Below are 20,856 nucleotides of genomic sequence, written 5' to 3' on the forward strand. Positions count from 1 at the left end.
AGTCGTCCTTTACGTTCGGACTATTGAGACAATCTAGCAGTTACGCTAGCAATTCTTTTGCTGTGTTCACTACGTTTTCAGTCGTAAAGCCAAACATCTCGAATAGCTGACCAGCAGGTGCAGATTCACCAAATGAAGTCATACCGATGATGCGACCGTCGAAACCAACGTACTTGTACCAGAAGTCTGCGATGCCCGCTTCGATAGCGATGCGTGCTGTTACGTCTGATGGCAATACTGCTTCACGGTAAGCAGCGTCTTGTTTGTCGAATGCATCTGTTGATGGCATTGAAACAACGCGTACTTTCTTACCTTCTGCCGTTAGTTGAGTCGCAGCTTCTACTGCTAGCTCAACTTCAGAGCCTGTTGCGATAAGGATAAGCTCTGGCTTGCCTTCGCAATCTTTCAGGATGTAAGCACCTTTCGCGATGTCCGCTACTTGCTCAGCTGTACGATCTTGTTGCGCTAAGTTTTGACGAGAGAAGATAAGTGCTGTTGGTGCATCTTTACGTTCAATCGCTAGTTTCCATGCTACGGCAGACTCAACCTGGTCACACGGACGCCATGTGCTCATGTTTGGCGTTACGCGTAGAGATGCCATTTGCTCAACCGGTTGGTGAGTTGGGCCATCTTCGCCAAGACCAATCGAATCGTGCGTGTACACTTGGATGTTCTGAATTTTCATCAGCGCAGCCATACGCATTGCGTTACGAGCGTATTCCATGAACATTAGGAATGTTGCGCCGTAAGGAACGAAACCACCGTGCAATGCGATACCGTTGATGATAGCTGTCATACCGAATTCACGTACACCGTAGTGGATGTAGTTGCCAGAGAAGTCATCCGTTTCTAGAGACTTAGAACCAGACCACATGGTCAGGTTAGAAGGCGCTAGGTCAGCAGAACCACCCATAAACTCAGGAAGCATTTGACCAAACGCTTCTAGTGCATTTTGCGATGCTTTACGTGATGCAATGTTCGCTGGGTTTGCTTGAAGATCAGCAATGATTTGGTTCGCTTTTTCTTCCCATTCCGCTGGAAGTTCGCCGTTTAGACGACGTTTAAGCTCTGCTGCTTCTGCAGGGTAAGCTGCTGCGTATGCTTCGAACTTTTCATTCCAAGCCGCTTCTTTCGCTGCACCTGCTTCTTTTGCATCCCACTCAGCGTAAACATCTGCAGGGATTTCAAATGGACCGTACTCCCAACCTAGGTATTCGCGAGCCGCTTGAATCTCATCGTGACCTAATGGCGCACCGTGACAGTCGTGCGAACCAGACTTGTTAGGAGAACCGAAACCGATAATTGTTTTAGTACAGATTAGAGTCGGACGAGGATCCGCTTTAGCCGCTTCAATCGCTGCGTTGATTGCTTCAGGATCGTGACCGTCTACCGCTGGGATTACGTGCCAGCCGTAAGCTTCGAAACGCTTAGGTGTATCGTCAGAGAACCAACCTTCAACGTGACCGTCGATAGAGATACCGTTGTCATCCCAAAACGCGATCAGTTTGCCTAGACCTAGCGTACCTGCTAGAGAGCATGCTTCGTGCGAGATGCCTTCCATTAGACAGCCGTCACCCATGAACACATACGTAAAGTGGTCAACGATGTCGTGACCTTCTTTGTTGAACAGTGCCGCTAGTGCTTTCTCTGCGATAGCCATACCAACAGCATTAGTGATGCCTTGGCCAAGAGGACCCGTTGTTGTCTCGATACCAGGCGCGTAACCGTACTCTGGGTGACCTGGGGTTTTTGAGTGCAATTGACGGAAGTTTTTCAGATCGTCAATAGATAGCTCATAACCGCTTAAGTGCAGTAGAGAGTAAATAAGCATTGATCCGTGACCGTTTGACAGCACGAAGCGGTCGCGGTCGGCCCACTCTGGGTTTGATGGGTTGTGGTTTAGGTGAGAGCGCCAAAGAACTTCAGCGATATCAGCCATACCCATTGGTGCGCCTGGGTGGCCTGAGTTAGCTTGTTGAACACCATCCATGCTTAGAGCACGAATTGCATTGGCAAGATGTTTACGAGACGACATGTCTGCTCCTGAGTACATTAAGCGAAACGAAAAGTAGGTCATAATTCTCTCAAAGCCCTCTTGGGTGTGCAAACGTTTTCCAGTCCAAAACCTCACAAATATTGCACCTTTCGCGCCAAATCGTTCGAAGTTCTTAAAATTATCAATAAATCAGGCAAACGTTTGGTTATAACAAAAACCAAAAAAGAGCTTGTAATTCGAGCAATCAAATTTAGAATAGACGTCTAGATGTAGATACACCTACAAAAATTAGTATTAATTTGCGCTGGAGAGTTTATCATTCCCCAGTTTTAAACCAGATATAGTGGAGCTAACATGGCTAAGCACCTGTTTACTTCTGAGTCAGTATCAGAAGGTCATCCAGATAAAATTGCAGACCAGATTTCTGATGCGGTTCTTGACGCGATTCTAGAGCAAGATCCAAAGGCTCGTGTTGCATGTGAGACTTACGTTAAAACCGGTATGGTAATGGTGGGTGGTGAAATCACGACTTCAGCATGGGTAGACATCGAAGAGTTAACTCGTGAAACCGTTCGTGAAATCGGCTACGTACATTCAGATATGGGCTTTGACGCAGATTCTTGTGCGGTACTAAACACAATCGGTAAACAGTCGCCAGATATCAACCAAGGTGTTGATAAAGCTGACCCTAAAGAACAAGGTGCAGGCGACCAAGGCATCATGTTTGGTTACGCTTGTAACGAAACTGAAGTACTAATGCCAGCGCCAATTACTTACTCTCACCGTCTTGTTCAAAAGCAAGCAGAAGTTCGTAAAAACGGCACACTACCTTGGTTGCGCCCTGATGCAAAATCTCAGGTAACATTCCAATACGATCAAGGTAACATCGTTGGTATCGACGCGGTTGTTCTTTCAACTCAACACTGTGATTCAATCTCAACTTCAGACCTGCGTGAAGCGGTAATGGAAGAGATCATTAAACCAGTGCTACCTTCTGAGTGGATCAACAAAGAAACAAACTTCTTCATCAACCCAACTGGTCGCTTTGTAATCGGTGGTCCTATGGGTGACTGTGGTCTAACAGGTCGTAAGATCATCGTAGATACTTACGGCGGCGCAGCTCGTCACGGTGGCGGTGCGTTCTCTGGTAAAGATCCATCAAAAGTTGACCGTAGTGCAGCATACGCAGCACGTTACGTAGCGAAAAACATCGTAGCGGCTGGCATGGCTGACCGTTGTGAGATCCAACTTTCTTACGCAATCGGTGTTGCTGATCCAACGTCTATCATGGTGGAAACGTTCGGTACTGAGAAAGTATCTCACGACATCATCATTGAAGCGGTTCGTCAATTCTTCGACCTACGTCCATACGGTCTACAAGAAATGCTTAACCTTCTTCAACCTATCTACAAGAAGACAGCCGCTTACGGTCACTTCGGTCGTGAAGAATTCCCGTGGGAAGCGACAGACAAAGCTGCACTTCTACGTGATTTCGCTGGCATCAAATAATCAAGCCAAGCAAGAATCAATCAAGCCCTCGCCTATGGCGGGGGCTTTTTATTTTCAGCAACGTTTATCCAGCCATTTCAGCTCATACCGCCCTGCCCCACAAAGCAGTCCTGTTTCTCCCTCATTTTTATACCGAATAAATTTTCAGCAATTATTTGTAAATTATCCCATCTCCGCCAATAGTTAAAATATTGTTAACTCCAATTTAAATAGAGACGTCGGATGCTGGCGATGTGGCAGCAACACTTAATAAAGACACGAGTCAGGCATCTTTATGGCCGATACCAAACTAAGCCAATGCTCAGAAGTAAGCTTGAAAAAGTCGCTTCAAGTTTGACTGAACAAAAACCGCTGTCAGTTGGTATAAGCGGATAATGTGGGAATAAATCAAGGAGGAGTTATGCCTCGAACTGTTAATCCATCGGACTTCCACAACAAGCGAAAGGAAGTGCCAGATAACGAATACGCCAGAACCATACCGTGCAATACGGTTAATCTTTCTGCACCTTTTCATTGGCTCGCATTAGGTCTGCATGATTTCGTGCGAATGCCCCTCATCAGTGCTTTCTATGGCATCTGTTTTATGGCGGCTGCGATAGGTATTGTTTTGCTCGTACAGTGGCAAGGCACACACTTGGTCGTCATGCCCAGTTTGATTGTTTACATGTTAATCGGTCCGTTCCTCGCGCTCGGCTTGTATGATGCCAGTTGGGAGAGAGAGCGCGGACACAAAGCTAGCTTGTTCCATTCCATGAAAGCGATCGGTCGTAACTCAACATCTCAATGGGCATTCGCCGTGTTACTCGCTGTGTGTATGATATTTTGGATGCGCATTGCCGCTCTACTTCATGCGCTCTACCCTTCTGTTCAAGGGGCACCTTTAAGTGAGTTCCTACCCTTCCTTGTCATCGGCTCTCTAGTTGGCTTTGTTTTGGCTTGTGTGGTGTTTAGCATTTCAGCCTTTTCTATTCCGCTCATGATGGAGCGTCGCGTAGACATGATGACCGCTGTATTTACTAGCTTTAATGCCGTGAAATCCAACATTCCAGCGATGATTGTTTGGGCGGCGATCATCTGTGGCGGTATTCTTATCGGCTTTGCGACCTACGGGATCGGAATGTTGTTTACCATGCCAATTCTAGGCTACGGTACATGGCATGCTTACCATGCCACCATCAAGAAAAAACACACTCCGTAATTAACTGATGCTATGATCTGGCCCTCGCAAATGCGGGGGCTTTTTTATTTGATTTATCGAGGTGAATTGTGGATATAGAACTAAGCTATAAAGCGAAGCAAGTGATGGCGGACTGCATCGCGATGGCAGAGCAAGCTTTCAAACGTTCTTTCCCTATTCCAACAATCACCTTCAACGTCCGCGGGAAAGCGGCAGGAAAAGCCTACCTTCAATTGAATCAAGTGCGCCTGAATCCCGTTTTATTTCGCGAAAACACCCAAGCATTCTTAGATGAAGTCATTCCTCACGAGGTGGCTCACCTGATTACTTATCAGGTTTACGGACGAGTTAGACCTCACGGCAAAGAATGGCAAGGTGTCATGGAAGCCGTATTTAAAGTGCCCGCCAAAACCACTCACAGCTTTGAAGTAAAATCCGTTCAAGGTAAAACCTTTGAGTATCGTTGTGGCTGTATGACCTACCCTCTATCGATTCGCCGTCATAATAAAGTGCTGCGCAAAGAGGCGACGTACTCTTGTCAAAAATGCCGCCAACCACTTAACTTCACGGGCGTTCAGTTATCGTAATCTATATCTCATAGTGTTACTTGCGTTCCCAAAATAAAGATCGAGTTTATCAAAACCTTCCCTTCGCCATTTATTGTTAACTTACTCATCACTAAAGCTATTTTATGCGTGTTATCATGAATAAAGTCATACTTTATAAAGACTTTAATCATGAAATACCTATTCTCTCTGTTACTTATCGCGCTTTCTAGCACTGCGGTTGCCGCGCCACCAAGCTCATTCTCTGCCGCCAAGCGTGAGGCGGTAAAAATTTATCAAGACCATCCAACGAGCTTTTACTGTGGCTGCAACATTCAATGGCAAGGCAAAAAAGGCTCCCCAGATTTAGCCTCTTGCGGTTACCAAGTCCGTAAACAGGAAAAGCGGGCCGCACGAATCGAATGGGAGCATGTGGTACCTGCGTGGCAATTTGGCCACCAGCGTCAATGCTGGCAAGATGGCGGACGTAAAAACTGCAAGAAAAAAGACAAAACCTTTCGCTTGATGGAAGCAGACCTGCACAACCTAACCCCTGCCATTGGTGAAGTAAACGGTGACCGTTCGAACTACAACTTTAGCCAATGGAACGGTATCGATGGCGTGAGTTATGGTCGCTGTGAGATGCAAGTGAACTTTAAGCAGCGTAAAGTCATGCCACCAGACCGTGCTCGAGGTTCGATTGCTCGTACCTACCTATACATGAGCAAAGAGTACGGCTTTAAATTATCAAAACAGCAAACGCAGTTGATGAGTGCTTGGAACAAAACCTACCCAGTCGATAAATGGGAATGTGAGCGTGACGAGCGCATTGCCAAAGTACAAGGCAATCATAACCCATTTGTTCAAAAAGCCTGTCGCGCACTCTAGTGCTCCTCTACCTTGAAGCGTTTCAATAACTGATATTGAAACGCTTCTTGCCCCTTGTTTTTTCGGTTTAAAGCATCCATGTTAGGGTTTAAGTTTATTCTCTTGCTGGAAATCTCATGCGTATCCCTCGAATTTATCATCCAGAAACCATTCATCAACTTGGCTCACTTGCTTTAAGTGACGACGCAGCAGGCCATATTGGCCGTGTTCTGCGCATGAAAGAAGGCCAAGACGTTCTCCTATTTGACGGCAGCGGCACAGAATTCCCAGCGGTTATCAGTGAAGTCAGCAAAAAGACGGTTTTGGTTAACATTACTGAGCGTGTAGAAAACAGTATTGAATCCCCTTTAGACCTGCACCTTGGTCAAGTTATTTCACGTGGCGATAAGATGGAGTTCACTATCCAAAAGTCAGTGGAACTTGGCGTCAATACCATCACACCTCTGATTTCCGAACGTTGTGGCGTCAAGCTTGACCAAAAGCGCTTTGAGAAAAAACTCGCGCAATGGCAAAAAATCGCCATCAGTGCCTGTGAGCAGTGTGGACGCAATGTCGTTCCAGAAATTCGTCCAATTATGAGCTTGGAAGAGTGGTGTAAAGAAGAGTACGATGGCTTAAAGCTCAATCTTCATCCTCGTGCTAACTACTCAATCAACACACTGCCAACACCTGTTGAGAAAGTGCGCCTACTGATCGGCCCTGAAGGCGGTTTATCGTCTGAAGAGATCGAGATGACTCGAGAATATCAATTTGAAGAAACGCTACTCGGCCCTCGCGTTCTGCGCACCGAAACAGCGGCTCTGACAGCAATTACAGCCTTACAAGTTCGTTTCGGCGATCTTGGTTAAACGGAGAAAAATAATGATCAAACTCGGCATTGTGATGGACCCAATTTCGTCCATTAACATCAAAAAAGACTCTAGCTTTGCCATGATGCTTGAAGCGCAACGACGCGGCTATGAAATCCACTACATGGAAATGAATGATCTGCATCTCGATCAAGGCGTTGCCATTGCAGATACTAAAGTGGTGGAACTAAAAGAAGATCCAAACGGTTGGTACGAGTTCAAATCAGAGCAAACGATCGAACTGTCTGAGCTAGACGCTGTACTAATGCGTAAAGATCCTCCGTTTGACACAGAATACATCTACGCGACTTACATCCTTGAGCGTGCAGAAGAACAAGGTGCACTGATCGTTAACAAACCTCAAAGTCTACGTGATTGTAATGAAAAACTGTTTACAGCGTGGTTCCCTGAGCTGACACCAACGACAATCGTGACGCGAAAAGCAGAGAAAATTAAAGAGTTTCGTGAAAAACATGGTGATGTCATCCTAAAACCGCTTGATGGTATGGGCGGCGCATCTATCTTCCGCGTAAAAGAAAACGACCCTAACGTCTCTGTAATCATCGAGACACTTACCAACCACGGTCAAAACTACGCAATGGCGCAAACCTTCGTGCCAGATATCAGCAACGGTGACAAACGTATCTTAGTCGTAGATGGTGAACCAATGCCTTACTGTCTAGCTCGTATTCCTGCAAAAGGTGAAACGCGCGGTAACCTTGCAGCTGGTGGCACAGGTGAGGCTCGACCACTAAGCGAGACCGATATTAAGATTGCTCAAACTGTGGCTCCTACACTGAAAGAAAAAGGCCTTATCTTTGTTGGCCTTGACGTAATTGGCGATAAGCTAACGGAAATCAACGTCACCAGCCCAACCTGTATTCGCGAAATTGAAGCGGCTTTTGACATCTCAATCACTGGCAAACTGATGGATGCGATTGAGCGTCGAGTAAAAGGCGAATAACTCAAACTGTATTACAGTTAATAGAGAGCGTAGTACATTAACTTAAGCAAACTCATGCACATACCTAGATGGTAAACTGTATGATGTTTGCTTAAGGGCATTTACGAGAGTTAAGGGTCAATATGAGTATGAATCTCACAAATCACTTTTTAGTTGCCATGCCTGGGATGAAAGATCCGTACTTTCAAAACAGCGTGATCTACGTTTGTGAGCACAACGAAGACGGCGCTATGGGGTTGATGATCAATGCTCCTGTTGATATCACCGTCGGCAACATGCTCAAGCAGGTGGAAGTTCAGCCAGTACACCCGCGCCTATTTGAAGCCAGCCTAGATAGACCAGTCTACAATGGCGGCCCAATCTCGGAAGATCGTGGTTTTATTCTGCATAAACCTAAAGATTACTACGAGTCCAGCGTCCAAATGACTGATGATCTCGCTGTAACCACTTCACGTGATATTCTTTCGGTGTTAGGAACAGAAGCAGAACCAAGTGATTACTTAGTGGCACTTGGCTACTCAGGTTGGAGTGCAGGCCAATTAGAAAATGAGCTGGTCGAAAACTCTTGGCTCACCATTGAAGCGACGCCTGAAATTATCTTTAATACACCAATCAACGAGCGTTGGAAGAAAGCGGTCGAAAAGCTGGGCATCGACCCAAGTCATCTTTCAGCAGACTCTGGACATGCTTAGTCCGAAATACAGTTACATTAGATAGAGACACCTTATGTCACGCACAATTATGGCTTTTGACTTTGGAACCAAAAGCATTGGTAGCGCTATTGGCCAAGAAATTACTGGTACGGCTTCCCCATTAAAAGCCTTTAAAGCCAATGACGGTATTCCAAATTGGGACGATATCGAAAAGCAAATCAAAGAGTGGCAGCCAGATTTGCTAGTGGTCGGTTTACCAACTGATCTTCATGGTAAAGACCTTGAGACCATAACCCCTCGTGCACGAAAATTTGCTAAGCGTCTGCAAGGCCGATACGGCTTACCTGTTGAACTGCATGATGAGCGATTATCTACAGCAGAAGCTCGTGCGGAGTTGTTCAGCATGGGCGGCTACAAAGCCCTATCGAAAGGGAATGTGGACTGCCAGTCAGCGGTGGTGATTCTAGAAAGCTGGTTTGAAGCCCTCTGGGGTGAATAAAACACAATACTCAAAACAAGAAAAGGTTGGCAAGTGCCAACCTTTTTTCGTCTAAACACGCTTAATCCATATCGATCTTAACGTTAGCAAGACTGCCCGTAGAGAATGCTTCGCCACGCTGTGTTTTCAACATCAAGCGCAAATCATTCGCCGAGTCGGCACTGTGCAGCGCATCCTCTTCGCTGATCTTACCTTGCATCACCAACTTATAAAGAGATTGATCGAACGTCAGCATACCAAACTCATTTGAGCGAGCCATGGTTGACTTCAACTCATGCAAATCTCCGCGACGGATCAAATCAGATACTCGTGGGCTATTTAGCAAGATCTCAAATACACCATGACGCCCCTGCCCATTTTTGTCTCGGATCAGCTGCTGACCAACCACACCTTTTAGGTTCATCGACAAATCAAACAAGAATTGTTCTTTTTGATCTTTCGGTACCAAGTGAAGAATGCGCTCTAAGGCTTGGTTGGCGTTGTTGGCGTGCAAAGTTGCCATACACAAATGGCCTGTTTCAGCGAATGTCATCGCGTATTCCATTGTTTCACGGCTACGGATCTCTCCAATCAAAATCATATCTGGCGCTTGGCGCAGCGAGTTTTTAAGCGCAACTTCATAGCTTTCCGTATCTAACCCAACTTCGCGTTGAGTCACGATACAGCGCTTGTGCTCATGCACGAATTCGATCGGATCTTCGACCGTCAAAATGTGTCCCGTCTTGTTGCTGTTTCGATAGCCCGTCATTGCCGCCATTGTGGTGGATTTACCTGACCCAGTAGCACCAACCACCAGCACCAAACCACGCTTGGCTATCGCTAAATCTTGCAACACTAACGGTAACTTTAATTGCTCAAAGGTGGGAATATTGGTTTCAATACGACGAATCACCGCACCCGGTAATTCCCGTTGAAAAAAAGCACTAACACGGAAGCGGCCACAATCTCTCACAATGGCAAAATTCGATTCACGACTTTTACGAAATTCCTGACGCCGATCTGGCTCCATAGCACTGTCGAGTAATGCCGCCACATCACTCTCGGTGAGTTTTTCACCTTGAGGTCGCAATTCGCCATCCACGCGAAACAAAATTGGCGCACCAACCGTGATGTACAGATCCGACGCTTTCAGCGCCAGCATACCTTCGAGAAATTTATTTAGATCCATCTTCCGTGTTCACCTACGTATTACGAGAATTGCTGCACTTCTAACCCGATCTTACTATCGACCTCTTCACGAGCGACCATACCTTGTGCCATTAACTGACGAGCATTTTGCTCCATGGTTTGCATGCCGTGAGCCGCACCAGTTTGAATGATCGAATACATCTGCGCGACTTTGTCTTCACGGATCAAGTTACGAATCGCAGGCGTTGCCATCATGATTTCATGGCATGCAATACGGCCACCACCATTACGTTTCAATAATTTTTGTGCGATAACCGAACGAAGGGATTCAGAAAGCATCGAGCGCACCATATCTTTATCACTACCAGGGAACACATCGATAATACGGTCAATGGTTTTTGCCGCCGAGCTGGTGTGTAACGTGCCGAACACTAAGTGCCCCGTTTCCGCTGCCGTTAACGCAAGGCTGATGGTTTCTTTGTCACGCATCTCACCAACCAGAATGACATCCGGGTCTTCACGTAATGCGCTGCGCAGTGCGTTTTGGAAACTATGCGTATCACGGTGTACTTCACGCTGGTTGATCAAACATTTATTGTTGTTGTGAACAAATTCAATCGGATCTTCAATTGTGAGTACGTGCTTGTTGTGATTACGATTAATGTAGTCAACAATGGCTGCTAAGGTCGTCGATTTACCAGAACCTGTTGGGCCAGTAACCAGAACTAAGCCTTTTTCAGCGTTCGCAATTTTTTTGAAGATCTCGGGAGCTTCCAGCTCTTCCAAAGTTGGAATGCTACTTGGAATGGTACGGAATACTGCCGCACAGCCACGAGATTGGTTGAAAGCGTTGACACGGAAACGACCAACGTTATGCAACTCAAAAGAGAAGTCGACTTCGAGTTTTTCTTCGAACTCACTGCGTTGGGCATCGTTCATGATTTCGAAAACCAAACGATGCACTTCTTGGTGTGTAAACGCTGGAATGCCTAGTTTTCTCACATCCCCATCAATACGAACCATTGGTGGGACACCTGCAGAAAGATGTAGATCCGAGGCATTATGTTTTACACTAAAATCCAGTAACTCAGTGATATCCATTTAAAATCCTTAAGTCTAAAGTACAGCTATGAGTAGTATTCAACAAAATATTGAACATATCACCTCTCAAATTCGATATGACGAGCAAAAATGTGGTCGAACTCCAGAGTCAGTGCAACTTCTAGCGGTAAGCAAAACTAAACCTGTCGAGGCAATTCTCGAAGCCTACCAAGCGGGACAAACCGCCTTTGGTGAAAACTACGTCCAAGAGGGCGTCAGTAAAGTTCAGCACTTTGCCGAGCATTATCCAGATAATCGAATCGAATGGCACTTCATTGGCCCGATTCAGTCGAATAAATCGCGACTTGTTGCTGAACATTTCGATTGGGTTCACACCATCGATCGAACCAAGATTGCTCAACGCCTGAATGATCAGCGTCCCAGTGAACTTAAACCGCTACAAGTTCTGATTCAGGTTAACACCAGTGGTGAAGCATCTAAGTCTGGTGTCACCGAAGCGGAAGTATTCGAGCTGGCGGAGTTGATTTCTCGCCTACCCAACCTCACTTTAAGAGGGTTGATGTCGATTCCTGCCAACGTGTCTGACTACGAATCACAACTTCATGAGTTTCAGAAGTTGGCCACATTGAAGCAAACACTCGAAGCTCAGTTCCCAGAAATCGATACATTATCAATGGGAATGAGTGGTGATATGACCGCTGCAATCGAAGCTGGTAGTACAATGGTTCGTATTGGAACCGCTATTTTCGGCGCACGAGACAACAGCTAAATTAACAAAACGCTCACTCGCGACATAAATTCGTCGTTAAATTAAAGAGTAAATCGCGCAATCATCTTACTCGCCAATAGGAGCAGTAAGTAACAGCGGCGCCATTATACACCTGAGCGCACAACAAACTCTAAATATCATGATGGAAATCAGACAAATGGAACATAAAAAAATCGCCTTCATTGGTGCTGGCAACATGGTGAGAGCCATTGTTTCTGGCTTGGTTGCTAACGGATACCCAGCGCAAAACATTACCGCGACAGCTCCTTCAGAGGCTCGCCGTCTTCCGCTAGAACAAGATTTTGGCATCCGTACCACCAGCGATAACATCCAAGCTGCGACCGAAGCGGATGTGGTGGTATTGTCTGTGAAACCGCAAATGATGGCTGATGTTTGTAAACCACTGCAAGCGATCGATTTCACTAATAAACTGGTGATTTCTATTGCCGCTGGCATCAACTGTTCACGATTGGATGGTATGCTAGCCACCAAATTGAACTTGGTTCGTGTTATGCCAAATACGCCATCACAACTTGGGTTGGGCATGAGTGGTTTATTCGCACCAGCCCATGTAACTGAGCAAGACAAAGCTTTTGCTGCAGAGTTAATGGAAGCGGTCGGTAAAGTATGTTGGGTTGAGCAAGAGTCTGGCATCAATAATGTGATTGCCGCAGCAGGCAGTGCTCCGGCATACTTCTTCCTGTTTATGGAGGCGATGCAAGCAGAAGCGATTGCTCAAGGTTTTGATAAAGACACCGCTCGACTATTGGTTCAGCAAGCTGCATTGGGCGCGGCCAGTATGGTGGTTAGCAACCCAGAAACTGAGCTATCGACCCTGCGTGAGAACGTGACATCGAAAGGTGGGACAACGGCAGAAGCACTGCGTACATTCAACGAACATCAACTTTCAGATATTGTTGCTAAAGCCATGCAAGCTGCTGTGGCTCGCGCGGAAGAAATGGAAAAACTGTTTTAATTATTTGGATGAACTCCGTTTAGTATCATCCATCACTTGTTAAGGGTACCTTATGAATTCAATGAGTTTTCTCATCTCAACCCTATTTGACCTGTACATCATGGTCGTAATTTTGCGAATTTGGTTGCAAGCTGCACGCGCAGACTTCTACAACCCATTCTCGCAATTCATAGTAAAAGCGACTCAGCCAGTCATTGCTCCACTGCGCCGCATTATCCCTTCCGTGGGGAATATTGACCTAGCAACCGTGTTGTTTGCCTACGTGTTGTGTGTGCTTAAATTTGTCGTTCTGATCCTGATAGCTTCGAACGGTTCCGTCTCTTTCAGCGCTGATTTCTTGTTCTTGGGCTTGTTATCATTAATCAAAGCCGCTGGAGGTCTGCTGTTCTGGGTACTATTGATCCGTGCAATTTTGAGCTGGGTAAGCCAAGGTCGCAGCCCTATCGAGTACGTATTCCATCAATTAACCGAGCCAATGTGCGCACCAATCCGTCGTATTATTCCGGCTATTGGTGGTCTTGATTTGAGCGTACTGGTGCTGTTTATCGGCTTGCAGTTCGCGAACTTCTTGATGGGTGATATCATTGGTCCAATTTGGTTCCAGTTATAATGTCAGCCGCAGTTTGGCAAGATGGCGAGGACATCATCCTAAAGCTCTATATTCAACCTAAAGCAAGCCGCGATAAAATTGTTGGCTTGCATGGTGAAAAGCTCAAAATCGCCATTACTGCTCCACCTGTCGATGGCAAAGCTAATGCACACCTAACTAAGTTCTTAGCTAAGCAGTTTAAAATCGCTAAGGGTTTGGTTCACATAGAAAAAGGTGAATTAGGACGGCACAAACAAATTCGGATAGAATCACCTACCCAGATACCGACAGAAATTAAAGCCATCTTATGATGGCTTTTTATTTACAATTTTGTACCACACTTACTAGTACCAATGACTGAGTTCGCATTTTTACCCCGTGACCAAGGTAAAATTGCGGCTATGGTTGTTTTATAACAAGTGCTTTGAGGAAGTAACAATGAGCAAATGGATTACCGCATTACTGATCAGCCTATTGTCGTTACCAAGCTTCGCCGATCAGTTTAAAAATATGAAAGATATCGAAGTACACTATGTCGCGTTTAACTCGACATTCTTAACACCGAAAGTCGCACGTAGCTACGATATCAAGCGTAATGGATACCTCGCTGTGGTTAATATTAGCGTGCTAGATAGAGCTTCATTGGGTAAACCTGCATTAGAAGCAAAAATTGCTGGACGCGCGAAAAACCTCATCGGCCAAACTCAGACCTTGTCCTTTCGTGAAGTCAAAGAAGGCAATGCGATATACTATTTAGCCGAACTGCCAATTACCCACGAAGAAACTTTTACTTTCGATATTGACGTAAAAGCTGGAAACAAAGGCTCAGGTAAGCTTAAATTCACCCAGAAGTTTTATGTTGAAGAGTAATTGGGTTGTGATGTTCCAAAAGCTTTTGGATCTAAGCAGGCTAAAAACCACTTATTAGTTAAAGAATATCTAGAGGAGAACGATTTGTTCTCCTCTATCACTATTAAAAGAGATTCCCATGAAAAAAATTGTGCTAGCAACTGGTAACCAAGGCAAAGTTCGTGAAATGGCAGATTTGTTGTCTGACTTCGGCTTTGAAGTATTAGCGCAAAGTGAATTCAATGTATCGGAAGTAGCTGAAACGGGCACAACGTTCATTGAAAACGCAATCATTAAAGCTCGCCATGCCGCACAAGAAACAGGGCTTCCTGCGATTGCAGACGACTCTGGCTTAGAAGTCGATTTCTTAAAAGGCGCTCCGGGCATTTACTCTGCACGTTACGCAGGCGAGAACGCATCTGACCAAGAGAATCTAGAAAAATTGCTAGCGGCAATGGAAGGCGTACCAGAAGCAGAACGTACAGCACGTTTCCACTGCGTATTAGTCCTCATGCGCCACGAGAACGACCCAACGCCTATCGTCTGCCACGGTAAATGGGAAGGCCGAATTCTAACTGACGCACACGGTGAAAATGGCTTTGGCTACGACCCAATCTTCTTTGTTCCTGAAAACAACTGTGCGTCAGCCGAACTTGAACCTGCACGTAAGAAACAACTGTCTCACCGCGGTAAAGCGCTCAAGTCGTTGTTTGCTCAACTGTCTGAGCAAGTGTCTCAGTAATCACGAGCGAATTAGACCATGTTAACGCCCCCAGCACTCAGCTTGTATGTACACATCCCTTGGTGTGTACAAAAGTGCCCGTATTGCGACTTTAACTCTCACGCGCTCAAAACCGAGATTCCAGAAGAAGAGTACATCAGTGCTCTTCTAGAAGATTTAGATACTGACATTCAGAAATACCGCCTTAACGAAGTGCCACGTCCACTGCATTCAATCTTCATTGGTGGTGGTACGCCGAGTTTGATTTCGGCAGAAGGCATCGAGCGTCTACTTAAGGGCATTGAAGCGCGTATTCCGTTCAAGCCTGAAATCGAAATCACCATGGAAGCGAACCCAGGCACTATCGAAGCAGAGCGTTTTGTTGGCTACCGCAAAGCTGGTGTAACGCGTATCTCTATCGGTGTGCAAAGCTTTGAGCAGCAGAAGCTTGAGCGTTTGGGGCGCATTCACGGCCAAGACGAAGCCGTCAATGCTGCTAAGCTGGCGCACCAAATCGGTTTGAACAGCTTTAACCTCGATCTCATGCACGGCTTACCTGATCAAAGCATCGAACAAGCCTTGGCAGATTTGGACAAAGCGATTGAGTTGGCACCGCCGCACTTGTCTTGGTATCAGCTGACCATCGAACCAAACACCATGTTTTACTACAAGCCACCAACGCTACCTGACGATGATGACTTGTGGGATATTTTCGAGCTCGGACACCAAAAACTTTCAGCAGCGGGTTATGTGCAATATGAAATCTCGGGTTACAGCAAGCCGGGCTATCAGTGTCAGCACAACCTCAACTACTGGCGCTTTGGCGATTACCTTGGTATCGGTTGTGGCTCTCATGGCAAACTCAGTTTTACCGACGGACGTATTATTCGAACGACAAAGGTAAAACACCCGCGTGGCTATTTAGCGGCTTATCAAAATATGGTCAAACCTTATCTGCATACGGAACATGTCGTCGCGGGTGAAGATCGTCCATTCGAGTTCTTTATGAACCGATTCCGCTTAATGGAAGCATGCCCGAAGCAAGATTACGTGGACACCACAGGCTTGCCGCTCAGTACGATTCAAGAAACTATTGATTGGGCGTTAGAAATGGGCTACTTGAGTGAAACCGCCACTCATTGGCAAATTACTGAAAAAGGGAAGCTCTTCCTTAATGACTTGCTCGAAGCCTTTATGGCCGAAGAAAGCGAAGAGTAACGCAACCCAAAAACAAAAAAAGCCTCTCAATTGAGAGGCTTTTTATTTAGAAACAGTACCATCCTAAATAAGGTTGACACACTTCCAACATTAGAAAATTGAACGGCCAATTCGCTCAGAGAGCAGCTCAAGCGCCTTAGTACCAGCAAGCGAGTTACCTGAAGGGTCAAGCTCTGGAGACCATACTGCAATGGTCATTTCGCCAGGTACTACCGCGATAATGCCACCACCGACACCAGACTTACCAGGCATGCCAACACGATAAGCAAATTCGCCCGCGCCATCATACAGGCCACACGTTGCTAACAGTGCATTAAGTTGTTTGGTTTGCACGGGAGAAACAACGGGCTTACCCGTTTGTACCGATGTGCCCTTATTTGCCAAATAGCTAAACGTTTTAGCCAAATCGACGCAACTCATCTTCAGCGCACAAGCGTGGAAGTAGTTTTGTAGTACTGGAATCACTTCATTTTCGAAGTTGCCAAACGAACGCATGAGATATGCAATCGCCGCATTACGATCACCATGCATCATTTCGGATGCCGCGACGACTTTGTCATACACAATATGAGTATCACCAGAAAGCTGACGTACAAATTCCAATAGGCGCTGACGAGGTGCAGATAAGCGAGTTTGCAACAGATCCGCCACAACTATCGCTCCAGCATTAATAAAAGGATTGCGAGGAATACCTTGCTCCATTTCTAGCTGGATTAGCGAGTTAAATGCCTGCCCCGAAGGCTCTTTTCCCACTCGAGACCAAATTTCTTCTTGCTTGTACAAGCACATCGCTAACGTCAAGCTCAATGCTTTTGAAATAGATTGGATAGAGAAAGGTTCATCGGCATCGCCCGCCTTAATAACCTCACCTTCGTTGGTGTATACCGCAATACCTAACTTGTTGCTGGGTACTTTTGCCAGAGCAGGAATGTAATCAGCCACTTTGCCTTGGCCGATTAAAGGGCGCACTTCCGCCAAAATATCTGTCAAAATTTCCACTGTCGGTTTCATTCTCTACCTTCTATTTACAAGAGAACTCGTTGAGCTCAGAGGTAAAAAAAGCCAACGTGTCGTTGGCTTTTCCATAGGGTTCGTTCGACTCAAGTCGATTATGGTTTTACTGCCACAATAATATTGCGGTTGATAGATTGATCAACACGGTGAAGATAACCGATGTAAGGCTCTTCTGAAAGTACCTTCCAACCTTGCTCTTCAAATAATGCCGCGACGTCTTTCCATTTCAACGTAAATTCATTGAAAGACAACACCACTGAACCTTGTTTTTTCAATACCACTTTCCATGCAGGCAGAGCCTCGTTTAAAAGCTCTAGTGGGCTGCGGTTCAGTTTGCTGTCCTTGGCATTTTTGCTGCCGTGCTGCACACCATAAGGCAAGTCAGACACCATCACATCAACTGAGTTCTTTTTCACGACTTGATCAGCGATACGAGTATCAGCCGAATACAGCTTCATAAACTGAAGGTTGCCTTGGTTGTAATCTTCTTTATTTGCTGCAGCTTCAACCACGAAACCATCCGCCACTTTCTTGCCACCCGCAGTGCGCTTTTCTTTGCTCACTTTGTGCTTAAAGCGGCCATTCTTCATGAACTTAACGATAAAGGTCTGGATCTCTTGCACCCACTTGGCATTGATCTCTACCCCCACCACGTTCAAACCATGGATCAAGCCTTCAAACAAGGTTGTACCTTTACCACACATTGGATCCATTAAGGTCAGTTGTTTACTTCCCGTATTGGACGCACTAATGCCGATATTCACCATCAAGCGAGTAAACTGCTCGTTTGTTTTCCCGGTATAACGCAGAATCTGACTCATGCTTTCCGGGAAAGTATTGAACGCTGGCGCTTGAATTGGTCGAAGTAAACCATCTTCGCGCACTTCAAATAGTGCATAGTAAATCGAAGAGGCTGCGATTCTTCGCGTCTGCTCATCGCTTAGAGCTTCCTGACAAGAAAACACCAACGCTGCAGGTAAGCCAACCTCTTTACTACCAATTTCTGTCACATCCACGCCTTGTGAAGCTAAAATTGCTTTTAGCTCTGAACAGGCAATGGTCATTGCGCTATCAAAGTAAATTCGGTTATGACCCGGATTCGCTAATATCGCGTAATGGTACATCCCATGAACTCCTCTAGTTACGCGATACGCTTATATTTGATATCCCACACACCGTGACCAAGACGGTGACCACGAGCTTCAAACTTCGTTAAAGGACGGTCGTCTGGACGAGGAACGAAATCACCATCTTTAGCAATGTTTTCGAAACCTAGCGCTTGGTTCATAACTTCAATCATGTGCTCTGCGTAGTTTTCCCAGTCTGTCGCCATGTGGAAAATACCTTCATTAGGGATCAGCTTCTCACGAACCATTTCAGCAAAACCTAATTGAACGATGCGACGCTTGTGGTGACGTTTCTTGTGCCAAGGGTCTGGGAAGAACAACTGCAGTGTCGATAGGCTGCCGTTTGGAATCATATGCTCAAACACTTCGACTGCGTCATGGCACATCACACGCAGGTTAGTAACTCCCGCCTCACGCGCATCCGCAAGACAAGCACCAACACCTGGGCTGTGTACTTCGATACCAATGAAGTTCTTCTCTGGTGCATTCTTTGCCATTTCAACCAATGAAGCACCCATACCAAAACCGATCTCTAGTACAACGGGGTTGTCGTTACCAAACACTTCTTTCCAATCGAGAAGTTCAGCTTTGAAGTCAATACCCATCGTTGGCCAGCATTCATTCATCGCGCTCTCTTGACCTTTAGTCAAACGCCCTTCACGGCGCACAAAGCTGCGGATTTTGCGGATCAGCTTTCCGTCTTCGTTGTATTCGTTAGTGGTTACTTCACTCATTGATTTTGCCTGCACATTGATTAATCAAAGCGGGGATTATCCAAAGAATTTACTGAGGTGCAAGTATTTGTTGAGCTCTTGGCCTATGGCAGCCCAAAAGCAATAGCACACCTCTTTATATCCCTACTGTTTATCCGTTGTACTTCTTGCCCATTATGTGGTGCAATTTTGCACCTAACCAATAATAGAATACAGAGCAAGTCGTGACACCTTTCGCCAATGCCATCCTAGAATGGTATGACGCATATGGAAGAAAAGATCTTCCGTGGCAACAAAATAAGACCGCATACAGTGTCTGGTTGTCTGAAATCATGCTTCAGCAAACTCAGGTCACTACGGTTATTCCGTATTACCAACGTTTCTTAGAGCGTTTTCCAACCGTGCTCGATCTTGCCAATGCTGAGCAAGATGAAGTCCTGCACCTTTGGACTGGCTTAGGGTATTACGCCCGAGCCCGTAACCTTCACAAAGCAGCACAAGAGGTCGCCTCTACATACAATGGTGAGTTTCCTCTTGATATAGAGAAAATGAACGCCTTACCGGGGATTGGCCGCTCTACCGCAGCCGCCGTTTTATCGTCTGTGTATAAACAACCACATGCGATTCTTGATGGCAACGTGAAGCGCACCCTATCCCGCTGTTTCGCAGTCGAAGGATGGCCAGGACAAAAAAAGGTTGAAAACCAGCTGTGGGAAATTGCCGAAACGCATACCCCACAAACGGACGTAGATAAGTATAACCAGGCAATGATGGACATGGGCGCGATGGTCTGCACACGCAGCAAACCCAAATGTAGCCTCTGCCCTGTTGCGGATCTGTGTGTGGCAAAACAACAAGGCAATGTGCTCGACTACCCGGGTAAAAAACCGAAAAAAGACAAGCCAATCAAGCAAACTCGTTTTGTAATGCTTCATCACAACACCGAAAATGGTCATGAAGTGTGGTTAGAACAAAGACCACAAACAGGCATTTGGGGTGGCTTATTTTGCTTCCCACAAACCGAACATGTAGATGTAGAAAGCGACATTGAATTGCTACTGGATCAACGTGGCATTCAAGCCAGCAATATCAAGCAGCAGCAAACACTGATTACCTTTCGCCATACCTTTAGCCATTACCACCTCGATATCACGCCAATTTTGATTGATTTATCAAAGCAACCGGACGTGATAATGGAAGGCAACAAAGGTCTTTGGTATAACTTATCTAAACCTGAAGAAGTCGGTTTAGCCGCGCCAGTAAAACTATTGCTGGAAGCGCTACCCCACGAACTTCGTTAATTGAATACAAGGAGTCATTATGAGCCGCACTGTATTTTGTGCTCGACTAAAAAAAGAAGGCGAAGGTCTAGACTTTCAACTTTACCCTGGTGAACTAGGTAAACGCATTTTCGACAACATCTCGAAAGAAGCGTGGGCTCAGTGGCAACACAAACAAACCATGTTGATCAACGAAAAGAAACTCAACATGATGGATCCAGAGCACCGAAAACTGATCGAAACAGAAATGGTAAACTTCCTCTTTGAAGGAAAAGACGTTCATATCGAAGGTTACACACCGCCGAGCGAATAAAGTCGCTTGAGTTAAACA

The 20,856-nt window shown here is 45.9% G+C and carries 23 protein-coding genes; 17 read left to right on the forward strand and 6 right to left on the reverse strand.

Going from position 1 to position 20,856, the window contains the following annotated elements; genetic code table 11:
• Positions 1 to 40: 40 nt before the first annotated feature.
• On the reverse strand, positions 41 to 2,035 hold the full coding sequence (gene tkt, locus P4S59_RS13285) for a transketolase (protein WP_337168535.1): 1,995 nt from the start codon (positions 2,033 to 2,035) through the stop codon (positions 41 to 43).
• 315 nt (positions 2,036 to 2,350) lie between these two features.
• Between tkt and metK the strand changes: the two genes are divergently transcribed.
• The 8 genes from metK (at position 2,351) to ruvX (ending at position 9,079) form a co-directional block, all read left to right on the forward strand.
• On the forward strand, positions 2,351 to 3,505 hold the full coding sequence (gene metK / locus P4S59_RS13290) for a methionine adenosyltransferase (protein ID WP_005381027.1): 1,155 nt from the start codon (positions 2,351 to 2,353) through the stop codon (positions 3,503 to 3,505).
• Positions 3,506 to 3,905: 400 nt separating this feature from the next.
• On the forward strand, positions 3,906 to 4,703 hold the full coding sequence (locus P4S59_RS13295; protein WP_005381026.1) for a DUF2189 domain-containing protein: 798 nt from the start codon (positions 3,906 to 3,908) through the stop codon (positions 4,701 to 4,703).
• 68 nt (positions 4,704 to 4,771) lie between these two features.
• Positions 4,772 to 5,269: a SprT family zinc-dependent metalloprotease gene (locus P4S59_RS13300; protein ID WP_048626010.1), complete on the forward strand. Its 498-nt coding sequence runs from the start codon at positions 4,772 to 4,774 to the stop codon at positions 5,267 to 5,269.
• Between the two features lie 150 nt (positions 5,270 to 5,419).
• A complete protein-coding gene (gene endA / locus P4S59_RS13305; protein ID WP_047008832.1) occupies positions 5,420 to 6,115 on the forward strand; it encodes a deoxyribonuclease I in 696 nt (231 codons plus the stop codon).
• Between the two features lie 116 nt (positions 6,116 to 6,231).
• Positions 6,232 to 6,963, forward strand: a complete 732-nt coding sequence (rsmE, locus tag P4S59_RS13310) for a 16S rRNA (uracil(1498)-N(3))-methyltransferase (protein WP_150919465.1) — start codon at positions 6,232 to 6,234, stop codon at positions 6,961 to 6,963.
• Positions 6,964 to 6,976: 13 nt separating this feature from the next.
• On the forward strand, positions 6,977 to 7,927 hold the full coding sequence (gshB, locus tag P4S59_RS13315) for a glutathione synthase (RefSeq protein WP_006743090.1): 951 nt from the start codon (positions 6,977 to 6,979) through the stop codon (positions 7,925 to 7,927).
• Between the two features lie 128 nt (positions 7,928 to 8,055).
• Positions 8,056 to 8,619, forward strand: coding sequence for a YqgE/AlgH family protein (locus tag P4S59_RS13320; protein ID WP_005393973.1), 564 nt, complete (start codon positions 8,056 to 8,058; stop codon positions 8,617 to 8,619).
• A gap of 34 nt (positions 8,620 to 8,653) precedes the next feature.
• A complete protein-coding gene (gene ruvX, locus P4S59_RS13325; RefSeq protein ID WP_005381017.1) occupies positions 8,654 to 9,079 on the forward strand; it encodes a Holliday junction resolvase RuvX in 426 nt (141 codons plus the stop codon).
• A 61-nt stretch (positions 9,080 to 9,140) separates the two neighbouring features.
• Here the strand turns inward: ruvX and P4S59_RS13330 are convergent, their stop codons facing one another.
• The gene (locus tag P4S59_RS13330; protein ID WP_006743091.1) at positions 9,141 to 10,247 is read right to left on the reverse strand and encodes a PilT/PilU family type 4a pilus ATPase; all 1,107 of its coding nucleotides are present in this window, start codon (positions 10,245 to 10,247) and stop codon (positions 9,141 to 9,143) included.
• A gap of 20 nt (positions 10,248 to 10,267) precedes the next feature.
• Positions 10,268 to 11,308 (reverse strand): type IV pilus twitching motility protein PilT, encoded by a 1,041-nt coding sequence (locus P4S59_RS13335; protein WP_005381015.1) that lies wholly within the window; start codon positions 11,306 to 11,308, stop codon positions 10,268 to 10,270.
• Between the two features lie 28 nt (positions 11,309 to 11,336).
• Between P4S59_RS13335 and P4S59_RS13340 the strand changes: the two genes are divergently transcribed.
• The 7 genes from P4S59_RS13340 (at position 11,337) to hemW (ending at position 16,391) form a co-directional block, all read left to right on the forward strand.
• Positions 11,337 to 12,038, forward strand: a complete 702-nt coding sequence (locus P4S59_RS13340; RefSeq protein ID WP_337168536.1) for a YggS family pyridoxal phosphate-dependent enzyme — start codon at positions 11,337 to 11,339, stop codon at positions 12,036 to 12,038.
• 157 nt (positions 12,039 to 12,195) lie between these two features.
• The gene (gene proC, locus P4S59_RS13345) at positions 12,196 to 13,014 is read left to right on the forward strand and encodes a pyrroline-5-carboxylate reductase (protein WP_134648193.1); all 819 of its coding nucleotides are present in this window, start codon (positions 12,196 to 12,198) and stop codon (positions 13,012 to 13,014) included.
• A gap of 52 nt (positions 13,015 to 13,066) precedes the next feature.
• A complete protein-coding gene (locus P4S59_RS13350) occupies positions 13,067 to 13,624 on the forward strand; it encodes a YggT family protein (protein WP_005393978.1) in 558 nt (185 codons plus the stop codon).
• Entirely contained in the window at positions 13,624 to 13,914 is a 291-nt protein-coding gene (yggU, locus tag P4S59_RS13355) for a DUF167 family protein YggU (protein WP_337168537.1), read from the forward strand. The genes P4S59_RS13350 and yggU overlap by 1 nt, the downstream gene beginning before the upstream one ends.
• 127 nt (positions 13,915 to 14,041) lie before the next feature.
• Positions 14,042 to 14,473 carry a DUF4426 domain-containing protein gene (locus tag P4S59_RS13360; RefSeq protein WP_005393982.1) on the forward strand — a complete coding sequence of 144 codons (432 nt, stop codon included), beginning with the start codon at positions 14,042 to 14,044 and terminating at the stop codon, positions 14,471 to 14,473.
• A 118-nt stretch (positions 14,474 to 14,591) separates the two neighbouring features.
• Positions 14,592 to 15,194, forward strand: a complete 603-nt coding sequence (locus P4S59_RS13365; protein WP_182037138.1) for an XTP/dITP diphosphatase — start codon at positions 14,592 to 14,594, stop codon at positions 15,192 to 15,194.
• Between the two features lie 18 nt (positions 15,195 to 15,212).
• Positions 15,213 to 16,391: a radical SAM family heme chaperone HemW gene (gene hemW / locus P4S59_RS13370; RefSeq protein WP_337168538.1), complete on the forward strand. Its 1,179-nt coding sequence runs from the start codon at positions 15,213 to 15,215 to the stop codon at positions 16,389 to 16,391.
• 90 nt (positions 16,392 to 16,481) lie between these two features.
• On the opposite strand, the gene glsB is transcribed toward hemW, so the two are convergent.
• From glsB to trmB, 3 genes are all read right to left on the reverse strand, one after another.
• The gene (gene glsB / locus P4S59_RS13375) at positions 16,482 to 17,402 is read right to left on the reverse strand and encodes a glutaminase B (RefSeq protein WP_005393987.1); all 921 of its coding nucleotides are present in this window, start codon (positions 17,400 to 17,402) and stop codon (positions 16,482 to 16,484) included.
• 98 nt (positions 17,403 to 17,500) lie between these two features.
• Positions 17,501 to 18,529, reverse strand: coding sequence for a TRM11 family SAM-dependent methyltransferase (locus tag P4S59_RS13380; protein ID WP_150919473.1), 1,029 nt, complete (start codon positions 18,527 to 18,529; stop codon positions 17,501 to 17,503).
• 17 nt (positions 18,530 to 18,546) lie between these two features.
• A complete protein-coding gene (gene trmB, locus P4S59_RS13385) occupies positions 18,547 to 19,266 on the reverse strand; it encodes a tRNA (guanosine(46)-N7)-methyltransferase TrmB (protein WP_337168539.1) in 720 nt (239 codons plus the stop codon).
• Between the two features lie 203 nt (positions 19,267 to 19,469).
• Between trmB and mutY the strand changes: the two genes are divergently transcribed.
• A complete protein-coding gene (mutY, locus tag P4S59_RS13390; RefSeq protein WP_114323654.1) occupies positions 19,470 to 20,546 on the forward strand; it encodes an A/G-specific adenine glycosylase in 1,077 nt (358 codons plus the stop codon).
• 19 nt (positions 20,547 to 20,565) lie between these two features.
• The gene (locus P4S59_RS13395) at positions 20,566 to 20,838 is read left to right on the forward strand and encodes an oxidative damage protection protein (RefSeq protein ID WP_005381002.1); all 273 of its coding nucleotides are present in this window, start codon (positions 20,566 to 20,568) and stop codon (positions 20,836 to 20,838) included.
• Positions 20,839 to 20,856 lie beyond the last annotated feature (18 nt).

The organism is Vibrio sp. M60_M70 (genome assembly GCF_037162085.1).
GTDB lineage: Bacteria > Pseudomonadota > Gammaproteobacteria > Enterobacterales > Vibrionaceae > Vibrio > Vibrio diabolicus.

Excerpts from the sequence above, each read along its gene's own strand:
- tkt (WP_337168535.1), bottom strand. The coding sequence starts at position 2,035 with ATGTCGTCTCGTAAACATCTTGCCAATGCAATTCGTGCTCTAAGCATG.
- metK (WP_005381027.1), top strand. The coding sequence starts at position 2,351 with ATGGCTAAGCACCTGTTTACTTCTGAGTCAGTATCAGAAGGTCATCCA.
- P4S59_RS13295 (WP_005381026.1), top strand. The coding sequence starts at position 3,906 with ATGCCTCGAACTGTTAATCCATCGGACTTCCACAACAAGCGAAAGGAA.
- endA (WP_047008832.1), top strand. The coding sequence starts at position 5,420 with ATGAAATACCTATTCTCTCTGTTACTTATCGCGCTTTCTAGCACTGCG.
- rsmE (WP_150919465.1), top strand. The coding sequence starts at position 6,232 with ATGCGTATCCCTCGAATTTATCATCCAGAAACCATTCATCAACTTGGC.
- gshB (WP_006743090.1), top strand. The coding sequence starts at position 6,977 with ATGATCAAACTCGGCATTGTGATGGACCCAATTTCGTCCATTAACATC.
- P4S59_RS13320 (WP_005393973.1), top strand. The coding sequence starts at position 8,056 with ATGAATCTCACAAATCACTTTTTAGTTGCCATGCCTGGGATGAAAGAT.
- ruvX (WP_005381017.1), top strand. The coding sequence starts at position 8,654 with ATGTCACGCACAATTATGGCTTTTGACTTTGGAACCAAAAGCATTGGT.
- P4S59_RS13330 (WP_006743091.1), bottom strand. The coding sequence starts at position 10,247 with ATGGATCTAAATAAATTTCTCGAAGGTATGCTGGCGCTGAAAGCGTCG.
- P4S59_RS13335 (WP_005381015.1), bottom strand. The coding sequence starts at position 11,308 with ATGGATATCACTGAGTTACTGGATTTTAGTGTAAAACATAATGCCTCG.
- P4S59_RS13340 (WP_337168536.1), top strand. The coding sequence starts at position 11,337 with ATGAGTAGTATTCAACAAAATATTGAACATATCACCTCTCAAATTCGA.
- proC (WP_134648193.1), top strand. The coding sequence starts at position 12,196 with ATGGAACATAAAAAAATCGCCTTCATTGGTGCTGGCAACATGGTGAGA.
- P4S59_RS13350 (WP_005393978.1), top strand. The coding sequence starts at position 13,067 with ATGAATTCAATGAGTTTTCTCATCTCAACCCTATTTGACCTGTACATC.
- yggU (WP_337168537.1), top strand. The coding sequence starts at position 13,624 with ATGTCAGCCGCAGTTTGGCAAGATGGCGAGGACATCATCCTAAAGCTC.
- P4S59_RS13360 (WP_005393982.1), top strand. The coding sequence starts at position 14,042 with ATGAGCAAATGGATTACCGCATTACTGATCAGCCTATTGTCGTTACCA.
- P4S59_RS13365 (WP_182037138.1), top strand. The coding sequence starts at position 14,592 with ATGAAAAAAATTGTGCTAGCAACTGGTAACCAAGGCAAAGTTCGTGAA.
- hemW (WP_337168538.1), top strand. The coding sequence starts at position 15,213 with ATGTTAACGCCCCCAGCACTCAGCTTGTATGTACACATCCCTTGGTGT.
- glsB (WP_005393987.1), bottom strand. The coding sequence starts at position 17,402 with ATGAAACCGACAGTGGAAATTTTGACAGATATTTTGGCGGAAGTGCGC.
- P4S59_RS13380 (WP_150919473.1), bottom strand. The coding sequence starts at position 18,529 with ATGTACCATTACGCGATATTAGCGAATCCGGGTCATAACCGAATTTAC.
- trmB (WP_337168539.1), bottom strand. The coding sequence starts at position 19,266 with ATGAGTGAAGTAACCACTAACGAATACAACGAAGACGGAAAGCTGATC.
- P4S59_RS13395 (WP_005381002.1), top strand. The coding sequence starts at position 20,566 with ATGAGCCGCACTGTATTTTGTGCTCGACTAAAAAAAGAAGGCGAAGGT.